Annotated in this window: 16 protein-coding genes; 8 read left to right on the top strand and 8 right to left on the bottom strand. The window is 37.9% G+C overall.

The window, feature by feature from the left end; genetic code table 11:
* Positions 1-105: 105 nt before the first annotated feature.
* From fur to ABW51_RS07130, 3 genes are all read right to left on the bottom strand, one after another.
* Positions 106-549 (bottom strand): ferric iron uptake transcriptional regulator, encoded by a 444-nt coding sequence (gene fur / locus ABW51_RS07120; protein WP_053466167.1) that lies wholly within the window; start codon positions 547-549, stop codon positions 106-108.
* Between the two features lie 29 nt (positions 550-578).
* On the bottom strand, positions 579-1,103 hold the full coding sequence (gene fldA / locus ABW51_RS07125; RefSeq protein WP_053466168.1) for a flavodoxin FldA: 525 nt from the start codon (positions 1,101-1,103) through the stop codon (positions 579-581).
* A gap of 98 nt (positions 1,104-1,201) precedes the next feature.
* Positions 1,202-1,984, bottom strand: coding sequence for an alpha/beta fold hydrolase (locus ABW51_RS07130; protein WP_053466169.1), 783 nt, complete (start codon positions 1,982-1,984; stop codon positions 1,202-1,204).
* Between the two features lie 69 nt (positions 1,985-2,053).
* On the opposite strand from ABW51_RS07130, the gene seqA reads away from it, so the two are divergent.
* From seqA to selD, 8 genes are all read left to right on the top strand, one after another.
* The gene (seqA, locus tag ABW51_RS07135; protein WP_005635399.1) at positions 2,054-2,665 is read left to right on the top strand and encodes a replication initiation negative regulator SeqA; all 612 of its coding nucleotides are present in this window, start codon (positions 2,054-2,056) and stop codon (positions 2,663-2,665) included.
* A 2-nt stretch (positions 2,666-2,667) separates the two neighbouring features.
* Positions 2,668-4,029 carry an o-succinylbenzoate--CoA ligase gene (menE, locus tag ABW51_RS07140; RefSeq protein ID WP_053466182.1) on the top strand — a complete coding sequence of 454 codons (1,362 nt, stop codon included), beginning with the start codon at positions 2,668-2,670 and terminating at the stop codon, positions 4,027-4,029.
* A gap of 16 nt (positions 4,030-4,045) precedes the next feature.
* A complete protein-coding gene (gene mscK / locus ABW51_RS07145; protein WP_053466170.1) occupies positions 4,046-7,369 on the top strand; it encodes a mechanosensitive channel MscK in 3,324 nt (1,107 codons plus the stop codon).
* A gap of 10 nt (positions 7,370-7,379) precedes the next feature.
* On the top strand, positions 7,380-8,453 hold the full coding sequence (gene aroC, locus ABW51_RS07150) for a chorismate synthase (RefSeq protein WP_053466171.1): 1,074 nt from the start codon (positions 7,380-7,382) through the stop codon (positions 8,451-8,453).
* 171 nt (positions 8,454-8,624) lie between these two features.
* The gene (gene mepA, locus ABW51_RS07155) at positions 8,625-9,485 is read left to right on the top strand and encodes a penicillin-insensitive murein endopeptidase (RefSeq protein WP_053466172.1); all 861 of its coding nucleotides are present in this window, start codon (positions 8,625-8,627) and stop codon (positions 9,483-9,485) included.
* A 17-nt stretch (positions 9,486-9,502) separates the two neighbouring features.
* Positions 9,503-10,270, top strand: a complete 768-nt coding sequence (locus tag ABW51_RS07160) for a TSUP family transporter (RefSeq protein WP_053466173.1) — start codon at positions 9,503-9,505, stop codon at positions 10,268-10,270.
* A gap of 46 nt (positions 10,271-10,316) precedes the next feature.
* Entirely contained in the window at positions 10,317-11,273 is a 957-nt protein-coding gene (lpxM, locus tag ABW51_RS07165; RefSeq protein ID WP_053466174.1) for a lauroyl-Kdo(2)-lipid IV(A) myristoyltransferase, read from the top strand.
* A 57-nt stretch (positions 11,274-11,330) separates the two neighbouring features.
* Entirely contained in the window at positions 11,331-12,374 is a 1,044-nt protein-coding gene (gene selD, locus ABW51_RS07170; protein ID WP_082318413.1) for a selenide, water dikinase SelD, read from the top strand.
* A gap of 107 nt (positions 12,375-12,481) precedes the next feature.
* Here selD and ABW51_RS07175 read toward each other — a convergent pair whose 3' ends face one another.
* The 5 genes from ABW51_RS07175 to ABW51_RS07195 form a co-directional block, all read right to left on the bottom strand.
* The gene (locus ABW51_RS07175) at positions 12,482-13,678 is read right to left on the bottom strand and encodes a fimbrial protein (protein ID WP_053466176.1); all 1,197 of its coding nucleotides are present in this window, start codon (positions 13,676-13,678) and stop codon (positions 12,482-12,484) included.
* 24 nt (positions 13,679-13,702) lie between these two features.
* Positions 13,703-14,257 carry a fimbrial protein gene (locus ABW51_RS07180; RefSeq protein ID WP_053466177.1) on the bottom strand — a complete coding sequence of 185 codons (555 nt, stop codon included), beginning with the start codon at positions 14,255-14,257 and terminating at the stop codon, positions 13,703-13,705.
* An 11-nt stretch (positions 14,258-14,268) separates the two neighbouring features.
* Entirely contained in the window at positions 14,269-16,797 is a 2,529-nt protein-coding gene (locus ABW51_RS07185; RefSeq protein ID WP_053466178.1) for a fimbria/pilus outer membrane usher protein, read from the bottom strand.
* 12 nt (positions 16,798-16,809) lie between these two features.
* Entirely contained in the window at positions 16,810-17,508 is a 699-nt protein-coding gene (locus ABW51_RS07190; protein ID WP_053466179.1) for a fimbria/pilus periplasmic chaperone, read from the bottom strand.
* Between the two features lie 117 nt (positions 17,509-17,625).
* Complete coding sequence (locus ABW51_RS07195) at positions 17,626-18,285, bottom strand: fimbrial protein (protein ID WP_053466180.1); 660 nt, start codon at positions 18,283-18,285, stop codon at positions 17,626-17,628.
* Positions 18,286-18,407 lie beyond the last annotated feature (122 nt).

The following is an 18,407-nucleotide window of genomic DNA, read 5'->3' on the forward strand; positions in this document are numbered from 1 at the left end:
CCTCAAAATTTCAAATAGAAAATAACCGCACTTTAAAAAAGAGCGGTTATTTTTTAGGATGAAATTTGAATATAAGAAAGGCGACATTTTGTCGCCTTAGAGATGTTATTTATTTGAATTGTTTTCATCACAATGATTAATATCACTACATTTCCCGTAAAGATATAAACTATGCGCTTTTAATTTAATGCCATATTTTTCGCTAATTTCACGTTGGCGTTGTTCAATAATATTGTCAGTAAATTCAAATACTTTTCCGCAATCTTCACAGATAATATGATCATGGTGTTCAGTGGGTGCTAGCTCAAATACAGATTTGTTCCCTTCAAAATTGTGACGAATTAGAATATGAGCCTCGTCAAATTGATTTAATACTCTGTAAACAGTCGCTAAGCCAATTTCACTCCCTTGCTCTAGCAGGATTTTGTATACATCTTCTGCTGAGAAATGTTCATTTTTGTGTTCTTGCATTAAGCTAAGAATCGTTAAACGTGGTTCGGTAATTTTTAATCCAGCTTTTTTGAGTAATTTAATGTTTTCTTCAGACATAACGTTCCCTTCTTATTGTGTGAGAAATGCTAAGCAAGCTCGGTTAAACACATTTCATCGTAAATTTGTTTACACCATTTTTCCACACGTTCTGCAGTAAGTTCAGGTTGGCGATCTTCATCAATACACAACCCAATGAAAGTTCCATCTTCTAATAATGCTTTTGAAGCTTCAAAAGTATAGCCTTCAGTTGGCCAGTTACCCACAATGATTGCGCCGCGCGGTTCTACGATGTCGCGCACGGTGCCGATAGCATCGCAGAAATAATCAGCATAGTCTTCTTGATCGCCACAGCCGAAAATACCTACGAGTTTATCTGTAAAATCGATTTCTTCTAACGTTGGGAAAAAATCATCCCAGTCTGCTTGTGCTTCGCCGTAATACCAAGTCGGAATACCGAAAAGTAAGAAATCGTATGCTTCAATATCTTCTTTGCTACTTTTTGCAATATCACGAATATCGATTAAGTCGTTACCTAATTGTTTTTGGATCATTTTCGCGATGTTTTCGGTATTGCCTGTGTCACTGCCATAAAATAGACCAACAACTGCCATTTTTCTTTCCTTTTAAAATTTAACGTATTGATTATAAATAGGGGATATCCCCTAAATTATGTGGGAGTATACTACAAAAGTATTCTCATTTAAATTAATTAATTCTTATTTACAAATCGCTCTATCGCACGTATAACAAATTCAGGTTTTTCAGCATGCACCCAATGCCCACAACCACTAATAGTAAAAGACGTCGCATGAGGAAATTGTTCTAAAATTTTTTCGCTATTCTCTATTTTTATATAAGAAGAATTTCCGCCTTTGATAAATAGCGTCGGCGTGAGTACATGCACCTTTTCCCAATCCATAATGTTAGCGTAATTGTTGAAAAGTGCGGTGAGATTAAACCGAAAATAATCGGGTGAATTTGGCTCAAAAGATTTCAGCATAAATTGCACGACATCCTGATCATCAATTTCCTTTTCTAAGAGCGGTTTCGCTTCTTGACGAGTTTTAGGGGCTGCATTTTTGACAGCGAACAAGCCATTAAACACATCTTTATGCCCAAATCCTTCATAAGGTAGGGGAGACATATCAATTATAATTAATTTTTCGACTAATTCTGGGCAAAGTGCGGTGATTTTCATGGCAGTTTTCCCCCCCATAGAATGACCAATTAATATCACTTTAGGTAAATTCAAGTGGCGGATTACTGCGATAACATCTTCAGCCATAAGTTGATAAGTCATTTTTTCCGAATGAAAACTATGGCCGTGATTACGCAGATCTACGCGTAAAATATTGTAATTTTCGCTAAAAGCTCTGGCGATGATGCCAAGATTATTCATATCCCCGAATAAACCGTGAATAAAAACCAAAGTTGGAGAATTAATCGTTTGTTTTACTTGATGAAATTGATAATTGAGCAATGAGTTTGCCATAATTTTTGCGTGAGAATTTGTAAAGAAGTCGTTATAATTAAAAAAATTCTAGCAAACAGAGAGAAAAAAATGAAGATCATTGAAGTTGATGAAGAATTATACCAATACATTGCGAGCCAAACCCGCTCTATTGGGGAAAGTGCTTCGGATATTTTACGCCGTTTGCTTAATTTACCGGCACATGCGAGTGTTTTCGCCGATGACTTAACATTTGCTCCGGCTGAAAATAACGAAAAAACAGAATCAAAAGTGGAAGTACAGACGGAACCTGCTAAATCAGAAAGTGTAAAACCGACGAAAAAACAGCCGATAACTGCAATTAATCAGATCGTAGAAAAAGTTCAAACGTTGTTGAACTCGACAGAATTTCAAGAAGAAGGCAAAGCTGTTACGCGTTTTTTAGCTATTCTGCGCGTGCTTTATCGCACTAATCCTGAGAGTTTTGCGCAAGCCACAGAATCTTTGCAAGGTCGTACGCGAGTTTATTTTGCACGCGATGAAGCAACATTGTTAATGACTGGCAATCATACAAAACCAAAACAAATTCCAGATACGCCTTATTGGGTTATTACTAATACAAACAGTGGCCGTAAAATGCTGATGTTGGAAGGCGCAATGCAATCAATGGATTTGCCTGAAAGTTTAATTGACGAAGTGCGGGCATATTTCACGGTAAATTAATGATGTATCCTTGGCAAGCCTTTGCTATCCACCCTAAGTTTTCTCATAAAATCGCCTTGCGCACTGCACAGGGCGATATTTTTAATTGGGCGCAAGTAACCGAGAAAGTGAATCAAACCGTTTCCTTCTTACTAAATAAAGGTGTAAATCCAGAAAGTGCGGTTGCTTTTGTTGGAAAAAATACAGAGAACATTTTATTTTTATATCTTGCTACAATCCAACTGGGTGCAAAAATTCTAGGTATTACCCCTGCGTTTCCGCAAGAAAAAATTGAAGAATTGTGTGAGATTTATCAAATCGATTTTTGTTTTTATGATGAAGATTTGAGCGATTTAACCAAAACGGATTCCGCTATACAAAAAGCTGATTTTTTTCGCCCAGCTACAATGACGCTCACGTCTGGCTCGACAGGTTTGCCAAAAGCTGTCGTGCATAATGTTCAAGCGCATTTAGATAATGCGAAGGGCGTATGCGAATTGATGAAGTTCAATAGCGAACATTCTTGGCTACTTTCCTTGCCGTTATATCATGTTTCAGGTCAAGGTATTGTTTGGCGTTGGTTGAGTTGTGGCGCTGAATTGCATTTTCCGAAAATGGATTTTTACGCTTCATTATTGGAGGCGACTCACGTTTCTCTTGTGCCAACGCAATTACAGCGTTTATTAGATTATTTACAGAAAAATCCGAGCATTTCATTTTCTACACGTCATATTTTACTGGGCGGTACGCATATTCCCACAGAACTTACACAAAAAATGGTGAAATATGGTATCGAAACGTATTCTGGCTACGGAATGACGGAAATGGCTTCTACGGTTTTTGCCAAAAAATCTAATGAAAAACAAGGCGTAGGGCAACCGTTATTAGGCAGGGAGTATCGCTTAGTAAATGATGAAATTTGGCTAAAAGGTGCTGGTTTGGCGATGGGCTATTGGAAAGATCGACAAATTTTTCCATTAACGAATAGCGACGGCTGGCTTCAGACAAAAGATAAGGGCATTTTGCAAAAAGGCGAACTGGTTATTATCGGACGACTTGATAATATGTTTATTTCAGGCGGTGAAAATATTCAGCCAGAAGAAATAGAGCAAGTTATGCTGAAAAATGCTACGGTGAAACAAGTTTTTGTTTTACCCAAAGCCGATCATGAATTTGGCTATCGCCCAGTTGCGATTGTTGCTTTGAATGAACCCTTTAATCAAAGTACGGTCGAAAAAATCACTGAATTTTTACAAGATAAATTGGCTCGCTTTAAACAGCCAATAGCTTATTATGAATTGCCAGTAGATTTATCTACTGGTGCAATAAAAATATCACGTAAAGTGCTTGCCGATTGGTTAGCAAAACAAATAAACGAACAATAAAAAATACAGGTAACTTATGAAAACATCACGTTTTTTCACCGCACTTTTAGCCACAGCTTTAATAGGTTGGGCGACGGTGCATCCAACATTTGCTGCAAACAAAAGCAAAATATTATTACCTACGGAGCAAGAGCTCTCTGCAGATTTAGCTGATGCGCAAAAAATGGCTGATGGTGATGTAAAAACAACACTTATTAATGAATTGCAAACCTCTTTAGATTTATTGCAACTCATTCAAACTCAACAAAAAAATAATGAAGATTTACATGATGTTTTAGCTCATGCTGATAGTGAAATTAAGAAAAATAATGCAGATTTATTGGCGTTTAAGAAGCAGTCAGAACAATCTAAATCAGTCGATTATCAAGCTCAAAATTTAGCAGATTTACAGGCTACATTAAGCAAACTTAATGTTCAACAGCAGGAAACCCAAACTGCGTTAAGCAAGGCTAATATTCAATTAGCGGGGCAAAGTGCTGTATCTGAGCGTGCACAAACCAGTCTTACTGAGAATTTGAAACGCACACAAGAAATTAATCAACAATTATCCGATAGCAATCTTACAAAAACTTTACGTCAAAAAAATCAAATAGAATTACAGTTGATTGATTTAAAAAACGCTTATAACCAAGATTTATTGAAAAATAGCGATCAGCTGACATTGCTTTATCAAAGCCGTTATGATTTGTTGAATGTTCGTTTGCAACTGCTACAACAACAAATTGTGGCGATCCAAGAAGTGATCAATCAGAAAAACTTGGCGCAAACTCAAAACCAAGTAGAACAAGTTCAGCAACAACAAAATAGCGCGAAAAATGCTTATATTCAGAAAGAATTAGAGCGTAATGCGGACTTGAGTCAATACTTGTTGCAACAAACTGAAAAGACGAACATCTTGACGCAAGATGATTTAAGAATGCGTAATGTGTTTGATAGTCTAACTCAAACTCAACATACTATCGAGGAGCAAATTAGTGCACTACAAGGTACGTTGGTGCTTTCTCGTATTATCCAGCAACAAAAACAAAAATTACCGACGAACTTAAATATTCAAGGTTTATCAAAACAAATTGCGGATTTGCGTGTTCAAATTTTCGATATTACTCAAAAACGTAATGAGCTTTATGATTTAGACGCGTATATTGCTAAAGTCGAATCAGATGAAGGTGAAAAATTTACTAACACCGAAAAAATACAATTAACTAATTTATTGACTGAGCGTCGTAAAATGAGTTCTGACTTAATTAAGTCATTGAATAATCAACTTAATTTAGCCATTTCTTTAGAACTCACACAACAGCAAATTACTCAGATAAGTGATCAAATTCAATTAAAACTAGATCAACAGAGTTTCTGGGTTAAAAGCAATAGCCCTATAAATTTGGATTGGTTTGCTGAATTGCCGAGGGCATTTATAGCGCAAGTCGATGGTATTTTGAAAAAAATTGGTTTACCCACAAATTACAGTAACTTGCCTTACTTATTGATGTACTGCTTGGGCTTGTTTGTCGTGGGTGGTGCTATTTTTAAATTTAAAGATCGTATCAAACAACGTCTGTCAAAAATTAACGGCGAAATTAACCGATTAAAATATGATAATCAGTGGAATACTCCACAAGCCTTATTGCTTACTGCATTTTTAACGCTTTCCGGAACCTTATGGTTTTTAGCCATTTGTCAAATGCTTGGCTTTTTCTTTATGAAAAATCCAACTGAGTTTTGGGATTGGTCGTTTAGTATGGCGGGCTATTGGTGGTTCTTCACGTTTTGGCTTTCTTTATTTCGCCCGAATGGAATTTTTGTCCGTCACTTTGAATTTTCTCAACAAAGTGCGGTGCGTTTTCAAAGTGTCATTAAACGTATTGTTGTAGCGGTTGTTTTATTACTGAATACATCAGTATTTAGTAACGTAACTGATTATGGTTTAGCAAATGATGTGATTGGACAAGTAAATACGATTGTTTCATTGCTGTTTTGCATTATTATCATCGCACCACGTTTCAAGAATGTGCTACGTTCTTACGAAGATGAGAAAAAAAACCATAACCACATTATCGTCAAAATTGTTCAATTTGGTTTACAGATTATTCCTGTTGGCTTAGTGCTATTAGTCGCATTGGGATACTATTACACTGCGTTGAATTTAATACAGCATCTGATTAATTCTTATATAGCTTGGTGTGTGTGGTGGTTAATTCGCCAAGTAATTTATCGTGGTATTACTGTATCATCTCGTCGCTTGGCTCATCGTCGTTTAGAAGAAAAACTCCGTCAAAAACAAGCAGGCTTTAATGATGGTTCGACATCCGATGATGTTGTTGTTCTGAATGAAAAAGAAGAAGGTTTAGCGTTAAATGAAGTGCGTAGTCAATTATTACGTTTTGCTGATCTCTTTATTTGGACTGCGTTGATTGGAATTTTCTATTACGTTTGGTCAGATCTTGTCACGGTAGCAAGTTATTTGCGTGAAGTAACTTTATGGCAGCAAACAACAACTACTGAAGCAGGTACAGTGACAGAAAGCATTACTTTATTTAATCTTCTTGTTGCCTTAGTTATCGTAGGGATTACTTATGTATTGGTACGTAACATTTCGGGTATTTTAGAAGTATTGATTTTCTCTCGCGTGAATCTTTCACAAGGTACGCCCTATACCATTACGACGTTGCTTACTTATATTTTTATCTCTATTGGTGGCGCGTGGGCATTTGCAACCTTGGGTATGTCTTGGTCAAAATTACAATGGTTATTTGCCGCACTTTCTGTTGGCCTTGGTTTTGGTATGCAAGAGATTTTTGCTAACTTTGTTTCTGGTATTATTTTGTTATTTGAACGCCCAATTCGAGTAGGCGATACCGTTACAATTAATGGCGTGAGCGGGACCGTTGCGAAAATTCGTATTCGTGCAATTACGTTGATTGATTTTGATCGTAAAGAAGTGATTGTGCCAAATAAATCTTTTGTAACAGGGCAGGTAATTAACTGGGCACTTTCTAACACTATGACGCGTTTAGTGATCAATGTTGGTGTCGCTTATGGTTCTAATCTTGAATTAGTGAAGAAATTATTGCTACAAGCCGCAAATGAGCAGACAACAGTATTAAAGGATCCTGAACCAAGAGCCTATTTCTTGAGTTTTGGTGCCAGCACCTTGGATCACGAATTGCGCGTTTATGTTGCTCAACTTGCTGAACGTACAAATACGATTGATGCACTTAATCGCCGTATTAATGAGCTCTTTGCAGAAAACAATATTGATATTGCATTTAACCAACTTGATGTTTTTATCAAAAATAATGATACTGGCGAAGAAATGCCTTTTATTGAAGTAAAAAAATAAGTGAGAAATTATGGCTGGTAACACAATCGGACAACTTTTTCGTGTGACAACTTTTGGAGAGTCACATGGTATTGCATTAGGCTGTATCGTTGATGGGATACCGCCAAATCTTGAATTATCTGAGCAAGATATTCAGCCAGATTTAGATCGTCGTAAACCTGGGACATCTCGATATACCACGCCACGCCGTGAGGATGATGAAGTTCAAATTTTATCTGGTGTGTTTGAAGGAAAAACGACAGGCACAAGTATTGGGATGATCATTAAAAATGGTGATCAGCGTTCGCAAGATTATGGCGAGATTAAAGATCGTTTTCGCCCTGGTCATGCGGATTTTACCTATCAGCAAAAGTATGGCATCCGTGATTACCGTGGCGGTGGGCGTTCCTCAGCGCGTGAAACAGCGATGCGAGTTGCTGCGGGAGCGATTGCAAAAAAATATTTACGCGAACATTTTGGTATTGAAGTCCGCGGTTTTTTAAGTCAAATTGGTAGTGTAAAAATTGCTCCGCAGAAAGTGGGGCAAATTGATTGGGAAAAGGTAAACAGTAATCCATTCTTTTGTCCTGATGAAAGTGCGGTAGAAAAATTCGATGAATTGATCCGTGAACTTAAAAAAGAAGGGGATTCTATTGGCGCAAAACTTACCGTTATTGCAGAAAATGTTCCAGTCGGATTAGGTGAGCCAGTATTTGACCGTTTAGATGCGGATCTAGCTCATGCATTAATGGGAATTAATGCAGTAAAAGGCGTCGAAATTGGCGATGGTTTTTCAGTGGTTGAACAACGTGGCTCAGAACATCGTGATGAAATGACCCCCGATGGCTTTGAAAGCAATCATGCGGGCGGTATTTTAGGTGGAATTAGTTCTGGTCAACCAATTATCGCCACGATTGCGCTAAAACCAACTTCAAGTATTACAATTCCAGGTCGTTCAATCAATCTTAATGGTGAACCCGTAGAAGTTGTAACAAAAGGTCGACACGATCCTTGTGTGGGTATTCGTGCTGTACCCATCGCAGAAGCCATGATGGCGATTGTTTTATTAGATCATCTATTACGTTTTAAGGCACAGTGTAAATAATCTTAGTATAAGATGGGAGTCTGTGCCTAGGGTAGGTATACCCTAGGTTAGTTTGATGTTACCCCTTTGGGGGAGGTGTAAAGTTCCCCAAAGGGGAACTATTTTTCTAACCGTGGGTATACTTACCCACTGCAAGAGCTAGGATATACTTACCTACGGCAAAACTTTAGAATGAATAAAATTTTATTAAAAACAACCATAATTTTTACCGCACTTTTCTCTCTGAATGTAGTTGCGTCTCCTCTAGATTGGCAAAAAGTGAAACGCCCTATTCCAAGTGACGATGGCAAAGCAAAACCTATTGGTAGTTATACCAATGGGTGTATTATTGGGGCGCAAGCACTACCGCTGAAAGGGGAAGGTTATCAAGTGATTCGTATGAATCGCAATCGCTATTATGGCCACCCAAATATGATTCAGTATCTTGAACGTTTGGGGCAACGTGCTAAAGCTGCAGGATTACCAACTATGTTAGTGGGTGATATTGCAATGCCGGGTGGTGGACGGTTTTTAACGGGTCATGCTAGCCATCAGATGGGATTAGATGCGGATATTTGGCTAAGAATGGGCGAAATGTCGGACGCCGATGCACTGAATTCTGATGGTAAAGGTTTGTTAGTTGTGGATAGAAAGGCACAACGAGTAGATGAGCGCGTGTGGAATAGCAATCATGCGATGTTAATCAAATTAGCTGCGCAAGATCCAAGTGTGACACGTATTTTTGTTAATCCTGCGATTAAGGTAAAATTATGTCAAACCGCTGGCAATGATCGCGGTTGGCTACACAAAGTTCGCCCTTGGTATGGACACGACTCTCACTTTCATGTTCGTTTAACTTGCCCAGCAGATGCGCCTTATTGTGAAAATCAAGCACCCGTTCCTGCTGGTGATGGTTGTGGAGACGAATTATATTCTTGGTTTGAACCGCCAAAACCAAGCACTTCAGTGAGTAAACCTAAAGTTACACCACCAGAGCCGTTTTTGTGCCAACAAATTTTGAACTCACCGAATCGGAGTGAATGGTTAGAATAGCATTAAGGTAAATCAATATGGATATCGGAATTGATCTTTTAGTAATCTTATTTTGCGTTAGTTTTGTTGCATCATTTATCGATGCGATTGCTGGTGGTGGTGGATTAATCACTATTCCAGCGTTGCTCATGACAGGTATGCCACCTGCAATGGCGTTAGGCACCAACAAATTGCAAGCTATGGGAGGTGCATTATCCGCAAGCCTTTATTTCTTGCGAAAAAGAGCGGTCAATTTACGCGATATTTGGTTTATTTTGATTTGGGTTTTCTTAGGTTCTGCCTTAGGTACATTATTAATTCAATCAATTGACGTGGCGATTTTCAAAAAAATTCTGCCTTTTTTGATTTTAGCTATTGGTTTGTATTTTTTATTTACCCCTAAATTAGGCGATGAAGATCGGAAACAACGATTAAGTTATCTGTTATTTGGTCTTTTAGTTAGCCCATTTTTAGGTTTTTATGATGGCTTCTTTGGGCCTGGGACTGGTTCAATCATGAGTTTAGCCTGTGTTACTTTGCTAGGATTTAATCTCCCGAAAGCGACAGCACATGCAAAAGTGATGAATTTTACTTCGAATCTTGCTTCTTTTACGTTTTTCTTATTGGGCGGACAAATTCTTTGGAAAGTGGGTTTCGTGATGATGGCAGGAAGCATTTTAGGTGCGAATTTAGGTGCCAAAATGGTAATGACGAAAGGTAAAACCTTGATTCGACCAATGGTTGTTATCATGTCTTTTATGATGACGACTAAAATGGTTTACGATCAGGGTTGGTTTCATTTTTAATTCGGAAAGCGCGCAAAAGTGCGGTTAAAATTAATTACATTTTATTATGTCGGATAATCAACAAAATTTACGTTTGACGGCGAGAGTGGGCTATGAAGCGCACTTTTCATGGTCGTATTTAAAGCCTCAATATTGGGGAATTTGGCTCGGTATTTTCTTTTTATTGTTGTTAGCATTTGTGCCTTTTCGTCTGCGCGATAAATTGGCGGGAAAATTAGGTATTTGGATTGGGCATAAAGCAAAAAAACAGCGTACGCGCGCACAAACTAACTTGCAATATTGTTTCCCTCATTGGACTGAACAACAACGTGAGCAAGTGATTGATAAAATGTTTGCGGTTGTTGCACAAGTTATGTTTGGTATTGGTGAGATTGCCATCCGTTCAAAGAAACATTTGCAAAAACGCAGTGAATTTATCGGTCTTGAACATATCGAACAGGCAAAAGCTGAAGGCAAGAATATTATTCTTATGGTGCCACATGGCTGGGCGATTGATGCCTCGGGCATTATTTTGCACACTCAAGGCATGCCAATGACTTCTATGTATAATCCACACCGTAATCCATTGGTGGATTGGCTTTGGACGATTACACGCCAACGCTTCGGCGGAAAAATGCATGCTCGCCAAAATGGTATTAAACCTTTTTTAAATCATGTTCGTAAAGGCGAAATGGGTTATTACTTACCAGATGAAGATTTTGGTGTGGAGCAAAGCGTATTTGTTGATTTCTTTGGAACTTATAAAGCGACATTGCCGGGATTAAATAAAATGGCAAAACTTTCTAAAGCCGTTGTTATTCCAATGTTTCCTCGTTATAACGCTGAAACTGGCAAATATGAAATGGAAATTCATCCAGCAATGAATTTAAGTGATGATCCTGAACAATCAGCCCGAGCAATGAACGAAGAAATAGAATCTTTTGTTACGCCAACGCCAGAGCAATATGTTTGGATTTTGCAACTATTGCGTACAAGGAAGGACAGCGAAGATCTTTATGATTAAGAATAGGGTTTAAAAGCCATACTCTCAAAAACGGATATTCAACAAGGTAAATAAAAAATGGAAGAAAAAATTCGGCTGACGCAATACAGCCATGGTGCAGGTTGAGGTTGTAAAATTTCGCCTAAGGTGTTAGGGACAATTTTACATTCAGAACTGGAAAAATTTTATGATCCAAATTTGCTCGTCGGTAATGAAACTGCTGACGATGCAGCGGTGTATGATCTTGGTAATGGAACTGCAATTATCAGTACTACAGACTTTTTCATGCCGATTGTGGATGATCCTTTTGATTTCGGACGAATTGCCGCGACCAATGCCATTAGCGATATTTTTGCTATGGGCGGTAAGCCGATTATGGGCATCGCCATTTTAGGTTTTCCAACTAATGTATTACCTGCAGAAGTTGCACAGAAAATTGTTGATGGTGGTCGCTTTGCTTGCCATCAAGCGGGTATTGCTTTGGCGGGGGGGCATTCCATTGATTCGCCTGAACCTATTTTTGGTTTAGCCGTGACAGGCGTGATTGACACTAAAAAAGTGAAACGTAATGCGTCTGCAAAATCAGGTTGTAGGCTTTATATGACAAAACCGCTTGGTATTGGTATTTTGACGACGGCGGAGAAAAAAGGAAAACTAAAACCAGAACATCAAGGTTTAGCTACTGCCGCCATGTGCCAAATGAATTCCATTGGCAGCCAATTTTCCCAAGTGGATGGCGTCACCGCAATGACGGATGTCACAGGATTTGGTTTACTAGGTCATTTAATTGAAATCTGTGAAGGTTCAAATCTAAGTGCGGTAGTTTTTGCGGACAAAATTAAAACCTTGGACGGTGTCAAAGATTATATTGCTCAAGGTTGCGTACCCGGTGGAACAGGGCGTAATTTTGAAAGTTATGGGCATAAAGTGGGTGTATTAACGGAAGAACAAAAAGCGATTTTGTGTGATCCTCAAACATCAGGCGGCTTATTAGTGGCAGTTGAGCCTAATAGCGTTCAAACCGTGATTGACATAGCCAAAGATGCGAGCATTGATTTATATGAAGTGGGTGAATTAAACCCTAAAAAAGTAGAAAAAACGGTTTTAATTGATATTTATTAGGGATTATGTAAGTTTTAAAAGCCCAATGAAAAGGCTAACTTTTAAAAGTTAGCCTTTTGTTTTCTTATTTTGGGGTGATATTCTACGTTATTCTTATTTTAGTGAGTTTATTGATAATATAGTGTAAAAGTCGTTGCGGCTTTTACTTCACCGCCTGCAACGGGAACACTCTGATTATTAACATAATATACGTCGAAATTGTTTCTAGAATAACCGCTTCCTGTGGCATCAGCCATTTGAAATTTCTCACCAAATTTAATTGGAGTGTTATTATCGTGGCGTTTTAAGCGTAAGGAAACCCCTTTCGCTTTTCCAGTACCTGTTTGAATGTTTAATAAATTATTATTACCATCGTTAGTTGTACTATTTAATCCTGTGAAAGTAACAAATACTTTTGGGGGCTTAAGCTGACTTCCTTCTTTATTATTTTCTCCAGTACAATTTACATCTAGGGAAAAATTCCCGCCCCGCGCTTCTAAACTACCAGTACTCCCGCTTGCGGTGGGGTCAATATCTCTCTTATAAATACCATCTAACTCGATATTTTGATCTGAACTACCATCTATTAAGCAAGATTTAATAGGATTTGAAATTACAAGCCCATTTGTTGAGAGATTGATATATGAACCATGTTCATCTTTCAATTGATACCTTCTACGAGGAGGTTTCTTATGTATTACGATATCAGATGTTGTTTCTATTTTAAAAATAGGCTTATTTATTGCTGGAATCTTGAAACTCTGACCAATAGCAGGTTTGTTTAATAGTATATAACGCGCTCTGACGACGGCTCCAAATGAACCAGTACTGTCGCTAAATTGAATTTTATATTTACCAAAAACTGTCTCTTGACTAGTTACTGGAATAGTAGAAAGAGTCCATCCATTACCTCTCATTCTGACATCAAAGATCAAGCCTAGGTCAGCTAGGTCAGGATTATTATCAAATTTGTATATTGTATAACCATCATGATTTGTTCCAGTTGATATGAGACCAGCTTGCATAACTAATTTCATCTTAATCTCAAAGGGATCTAAACCACTACCATTAGTTAAATTGCTTAAATTAAAACAAGCTGTATTTGATTCATCTGTGGAAAACCAATCTGAGATGAATACCCCTTGATCTTGTGAGAAATATTGAGTTTTTAATTCCAAGTTTGTATCTCTATTTCCTACAACCTCGTAGTATATTGGATTCGTTACTTTATCTGATGATTTTATCGGAGCGCAATTAGCAAATGTTTCCCGCATCCCTAGCATCAGTAAAACAGTTATGGCTATTCTATAAACGGATTTATTCATTCTTATTTCCTTATTTATTTAATCTTAAGGGTAACTAATTTCAAATTCTGCTCGAGCAGTGACCTCGCCAGCAGTAGCGCTCCCTGTTGCGTAATATTGGGCATAATAATCAAATTGGGGCTGAATGATTTTTCCCCCAAGCTGAATACCTGTATTTGCAGTTTTTGCAGAATCGGCAGTTGTACCATCAAGTGGCATAATTTGATTACTGGTTGCATTAATTAATTGAATCGAGACATGTTGTGCCCCTGTTGTAGTAAGATTATTTAATAATCCATTTGTGGCATTTGCATTCTTAAACTTAATCTTTGCTCTGCCATTATCTTCAGCATTACATTCTTTAAGTTTGATAGTAAATTTAGTTTTACCTGCAGTTTGCCCTGCAACAGCTAAACGGTTAGTCGCCACAGTGGGAAGTACCACTAATTGATCGTCGCTACCAATTTCTACTTTACAGGTGCCATCATCTTTTACCAATCCTGTAAAAGAAATCGTTCCTGTAGAAGAAGCATGACTGCAAGTAGTACTTGCCAGTAACAGGGTAAACAGCACTAAATAAGAGCTGATTCTTTGTTTCATGATAAATTCCTTTATTTTTCTATGGGTAAACACCTTGCGTCATATGTTTGGGCTTCTAAGCTATCAAGATTTTCTAAATTAACTTGGTAATCAAAATAGCATTGCTCATTATGATTTGGTCCCCAATTGACTGTAAGTCTTCCTTTTTCTTGTTGTAATTGACCAGCAAATAACATACCGCCTTGCACCACATACCCCACAAAATTGCCTTTATCATCTTGTGCAGTCGCTGCCATTGGCACATTTTCACCGTTGGATTGAGTTAAATTAAACAACACCATCACATTTTTATGAGTGCTAAACTCTACTAAATTAATCGCATTAGCACGTGGAATGATTTGTTGTTCAGTAGCATTAAATTCAATATTTCCAGAAATATCTTTTGGATCAATGCGAACATAGTTGATTGAATAAGGCATAGTGTAAGGAATAATACCATTACCAAAATAATCAATACGTTGGTTATTACCTTGAATTAATGCACCAGATGCATCTTTGGCTCGTACAATAGCAAAGCTATCTCCCACTTGTTGCCCTAATGTCACGCCATATTTATGAGCAACAATAGAACCGCTTGCTCCTAATCCTATTTGACGGTTATGGCTATTTTCCTGCGAAATATTCATACGGTAGCTACCAAAACGACCCGTATAGCCACCATTTGCGCCAATACCACGATATTGATGATTATTTTTGGATACATTTACACCATAATGCCATTGGTTTTGCTCTCCCATCGTGCCACTAACACCGACTCGATTGTAGCTATATCCTGAATTATTACGAGAATGAGAAGTACTGACGGTATGTTTACCTTCACCAAGAGGTAAACTTAGATTGATATAAATAGCAGTATCTCGTTTGCTACTTTCGCTATTAGTAGTTTGGGATAGCGTAATGTTATAGTTCAATTTTTTGTAACTATTCGCATAGGCAATCTGATATTCATTATTTGTTCCACTTTCGCCCCAATAATTATAAGTCTGCCCGAGCAAATACAAATCGCCGTAATCCCCTAAGGTTTGATTGATAGAGAATTGATATTGGCTTTTTGGACGTTGAGTGCGCACATTAACAAATTCATCGTAAATATAATCACGATGGTTAATTGCCAAGGTGTCTCGTAAAGTATAGAAATGACGGGATGAATAGCGATAGGCTGCCAACGTAATATTAGTACCTGTGCTATTAAAATTAATACTGTAAGTTCCGTGTAAACTATAACCTTTTTTATTTTCCTTTTCTTCTGGGAAAATGGCATGTGACCAAGTAGAATCTGCAGAAAAAGCACCAATCGGCGTATTTAAACCAAAACCAAATAAAGCAGCACGATAATTTTTACTGTAAATTACGCCACCATTTAAGGTCAAATTATTAAACAAACCATATTGTAGAGTGGCTTGAGTAATTGGATCTACGTACTCATTATTCCAATGACGATAACGACCTGATGCAATTTGATAGCGATATTGCCCAACCCGGATCAAAGGAGCGACATTAGAAAATGGCACCGTAAAAGTGCGGACAGAACCATCACTTTCTTGGATCTCTACTAGAAGATCACCGTTATATCCACTTGGGTATAAATCAGAAATAACAAAAGGCCCTGCAGGCACAGAAAGTTGATAAATAATGTTGCCATTTTGCTTAATCGTGACATTTGCATTACTATTTGCCACACCTCGTACAACAGGCGCAAATCCACGTTGTGAAGGACTTAGCATACGATCATCAGAAGCAATGCGTACTCCACGCATACCAAAACTTTCCCCAACCTGTGAGCTAGTATAAAAATCACCTAAGGTGACATTTCCGCGCAATAGTTCAAAATCGCGCTGAACATAGGTCTCACTTGGCTGATATTTAGAATAGGTATAACGGAAAGAATTTTCTTTGCTTCGGCTATTAACTTGGTTATAAAAACCAGTGTGGCGGAACGCTAAAGAACCGATATTCAAGCCCGCTCTCACATTGCCATAAAGGCTGTCACTTATAGAGCTTTCCGTTTGATAGCGGTAGTAATTTAAATCATAATTTAAAAATGCCGCCGTCGTTCCACTTTGCCAACGTTTTGGCGAAATGTATCCACGAGGTCGTTGAACAGTTAAAGCTTGCGGTATTTCAAAATCTAATTTTAGTTCGCCAGTTTTATAAACAAAGGTGCTCTCTGGTATTGCATCTTTAACAAATACGCAATCTTCATTACTTCCTTGTTTGATAATCGCAGCAGATTTTAGATCTAATACATCTTGTAGTTCTGGCGTTAAACAAAGTTCAGCTCGACCTTCTGAATTATCAACAAAACGTAACGTTTCGTGACCTTTTAATTGATTATTTACCCAAATATCTGCTCGATACTCTCCTGGTAATACCGCATTTGCCTGATTAAAACGGGCAAAATCTACGCCTAAAACAGAGCCACCGCCCCAGAGGGAGGCATCAAATTCATCGCTATAAGCGTGGTTACCGTAAAGCCCTAAAGCACATAAAATAGCAAGAGAAGAGCGGTTAAAATGGGATAATGTTTTTTGAATACGCATAAACATTCCCCATTATTGCAAAATAGATTCACCAATTGTGTCGCCACCAAAGTCATTAATGAGATTCCAAGTCACCTTGCTGCCAGCACGGGCGCCTGAAACATGGAAAACTTCCTCACTAAAAGGCGCAACCATACGAGCGTCTTTAACTGGAGTTTTATTGATTTGAGCTGAAACATAACTCATATAATAAGGCGTTTGATTGCTAACTTTAATGCCATCTGGCGTCGCAATCCATTTTACCGCTTGATAGGCATCTGTTACTGTTATAGGGAGATTGCTTGGGCGGTAAAAGAATTTTAAACGAGAACGAATAGCCAATTGTAAAAAGTTTGGACTTTCAGCTAAACGCTCCGCACTTGGTTTAGGCGGAATATCAAGTAAATTAAAATAATAGAGGCTTTCTCGATCTTGTGGCAAAGATTGGCTGCCTGTATAAGTAATACGTAAACTCTGACCAGATTTTGCCTCAACACGGCTTACTGGCGGAGTAATGATAAAAGGCGTTTTAATATTTTTAGGATCGGCATTTTGATCGCCCGTATCTAACCAAGCCTGCACTAATGCGGCATTTTTACCGTTATTTTCTAATTTCACGATAATATTTTTTTGATCTTGAGGGTAAATTACTCTGGTGCCGATAATGACGACGTTCGCTTGGGCAGAAAAGGTAAAAAGTGCGGTTAATCCGAATACAATTTTCTTAAACATCATTTTTTCTCAACTTTATTCATAAATAAGGTGATACCACCAAATAATTAAAACCGCATTGCTAAAATTGTCTTAACAATGCGGTGAAATAAAAGCTAATAATATTAGCCAAAAGAATTATTCATAAGTTAATTCAAAATCAACCGCAGATTCAACTTCACCTACGCCAACATTTGCGTCGGTGGAGTAATATTTTGCTATATACTTGAGAGTTTGATTTTGTTCAGTAATATTTTTAAAGGCTGCATCATCACCTGCGGTATGTGTAATTGGGGTAGTCGCTGTTGCAAGAATTGTTTTGCGTCGCATAGGATAAATAGCTGTAGTGCCATCTTCGTTAAATAGTTGAATATTAACGTTAGTAGCTGTAGCTCCTCCAGTTTTAGTATTTCTTAAAGTGTAGTTATGAGCTGTATCTACATTCGCAGCAGAAGCAAAGCGCGCTTTTACTTTTTTTGCTTGGGTTGCGTTTGGCGGTACGGAGCAACCACTTAATTTAATCTCAAATGGTGTTGGCATTGCTGTCTGATTCGCAGCAGTAAAACGATTTTTTGAAACTGTATCTAATACCACAATTTGATCTTGGCTATTGCCATCAATAGTACAGGTTTGATCGACCACTTTACCTTGGAAACGAACAATACCGCTATTTGCACCTGGTGTAGAACCATCAGTTGCTTTTCCTGCAGTAGTACCACCTACAGTAGATGTAGATTCTGCCATGACTTGGCTTGAGAATGCCGCAACTAATGCTGTTGCCAATATTAATTTTTTCATTTATTTTCCTTTTTTAAATGTTCAATAAAAAAATGACGACAAATAATGGATTTCTCCAATATTGATGTTTTTGCCATTTTTAACAGCGCAAAAGCTTCCCCATTCTAAAAAAAAAAAAAAAA

This window comes from Haemophilus sp. C1, from assembly GCF_001276515.1.
Lineage (GTDB): Bacteria > Pseudomonadota > Gammaproteobacteria > Enterobacterales > Pasteurellaceae > Haemophilus.

Coding starts and splice junctions, on each gene's coding strand:
- ABW51_RS07195 (WP_053466180.1), bottom strand. CDS start 18,285: ATGAAAAAATTAATATTGGCAACAGCATTAGTTGCGGCATTCTCAAGC.
- ABW51_RS07180 (WP_053466177.1), bottom strand. CDS start 14,257: ATGAAACAAAGAATCAGCTCTTATTTAGTGCTGTTTACCCTGTTACTG.
- ABW51_RS07190 (WP_053466179.1), bottom strand. CDS start 17,508: ATGTTTAAGAAAATTGTATTCGGATTAACCGCACTTTTTACCTTTTCT.
- mscK (WP_053466170.1), top strand. CDS start 4,046: ATGAAAACATCACGTTTTTTCACCGCACTTTTAGCCACAGCTTTAATA.
- mepA (WP_053466172.1), top strand. CDS start 8,625: ATGAATAAAATTTTATTAAAAACAACCATAATTTTTACCGCACTTTTC.
- menE (WP_053466182.1), top strand. CDS start 2,668: ATGTATCCTTGGCAAGCCTTTGCTATCCACCCTAAGTTTTCTCATAAA.
- lpxM (WP_053466174.1), top strand. CDS start 10,317: ATGTCGGATAATCAACAAAATTTACGTTTGACGGCGAGAGTGGGCTAT.
- ABW51_RS07160 (WP_053466173.1), top strand. CDS start 9,503: ATGGATATCGGAATTGATCTTTTAGTAATCTTATTTTGCGTTAGTTTT.
- fldA (WP_053466168.1), bottom strand. CDS start 1,103: ATGGCAGTTGTTGGTCTATTTTATGGCAGTGACACAGGCAATACCGAA.
- ABW51_RS07175 (WP_053466176.1), bottom strand. CDS start 13,678: ATGAATAAATCCGTTTATAGAATAGCCATAACTGTTTTACTGATGCTA.
- ABW51_RS07130 (WP_053466169.1), bottom strand. CDS start 1,984: ATGGCAAACTCATTGCTCAATTATCAATTTCATCAAGTAAAACAAACG.
- fur (WP_053466167.1), bottom strand. CDS start 549: ATGTCTGAAGAAAACATTAAATTACTCAAAAAAGCTGGATTAAAAATT.
- aroC (WP_053466171.1), top strand. CDS start 7,380: ATGGCTGGTAACACAATCGGACAACTTTTTCGTGTGACAACTTTTGGA.
- ABW51_RS07185 (WP_053466178.1), bottom strand. CDS start 16,797: ATGCGTATTCAAAAAACATTATCCCATTTTAACCGCTCTTCTCTTGCT.
- seqA (WP_005635399.1), top strand. CDS start 2,054: ATGAAGATCATTGAAGTTGATGAAGAATTATACCAATACATTGCGAGC.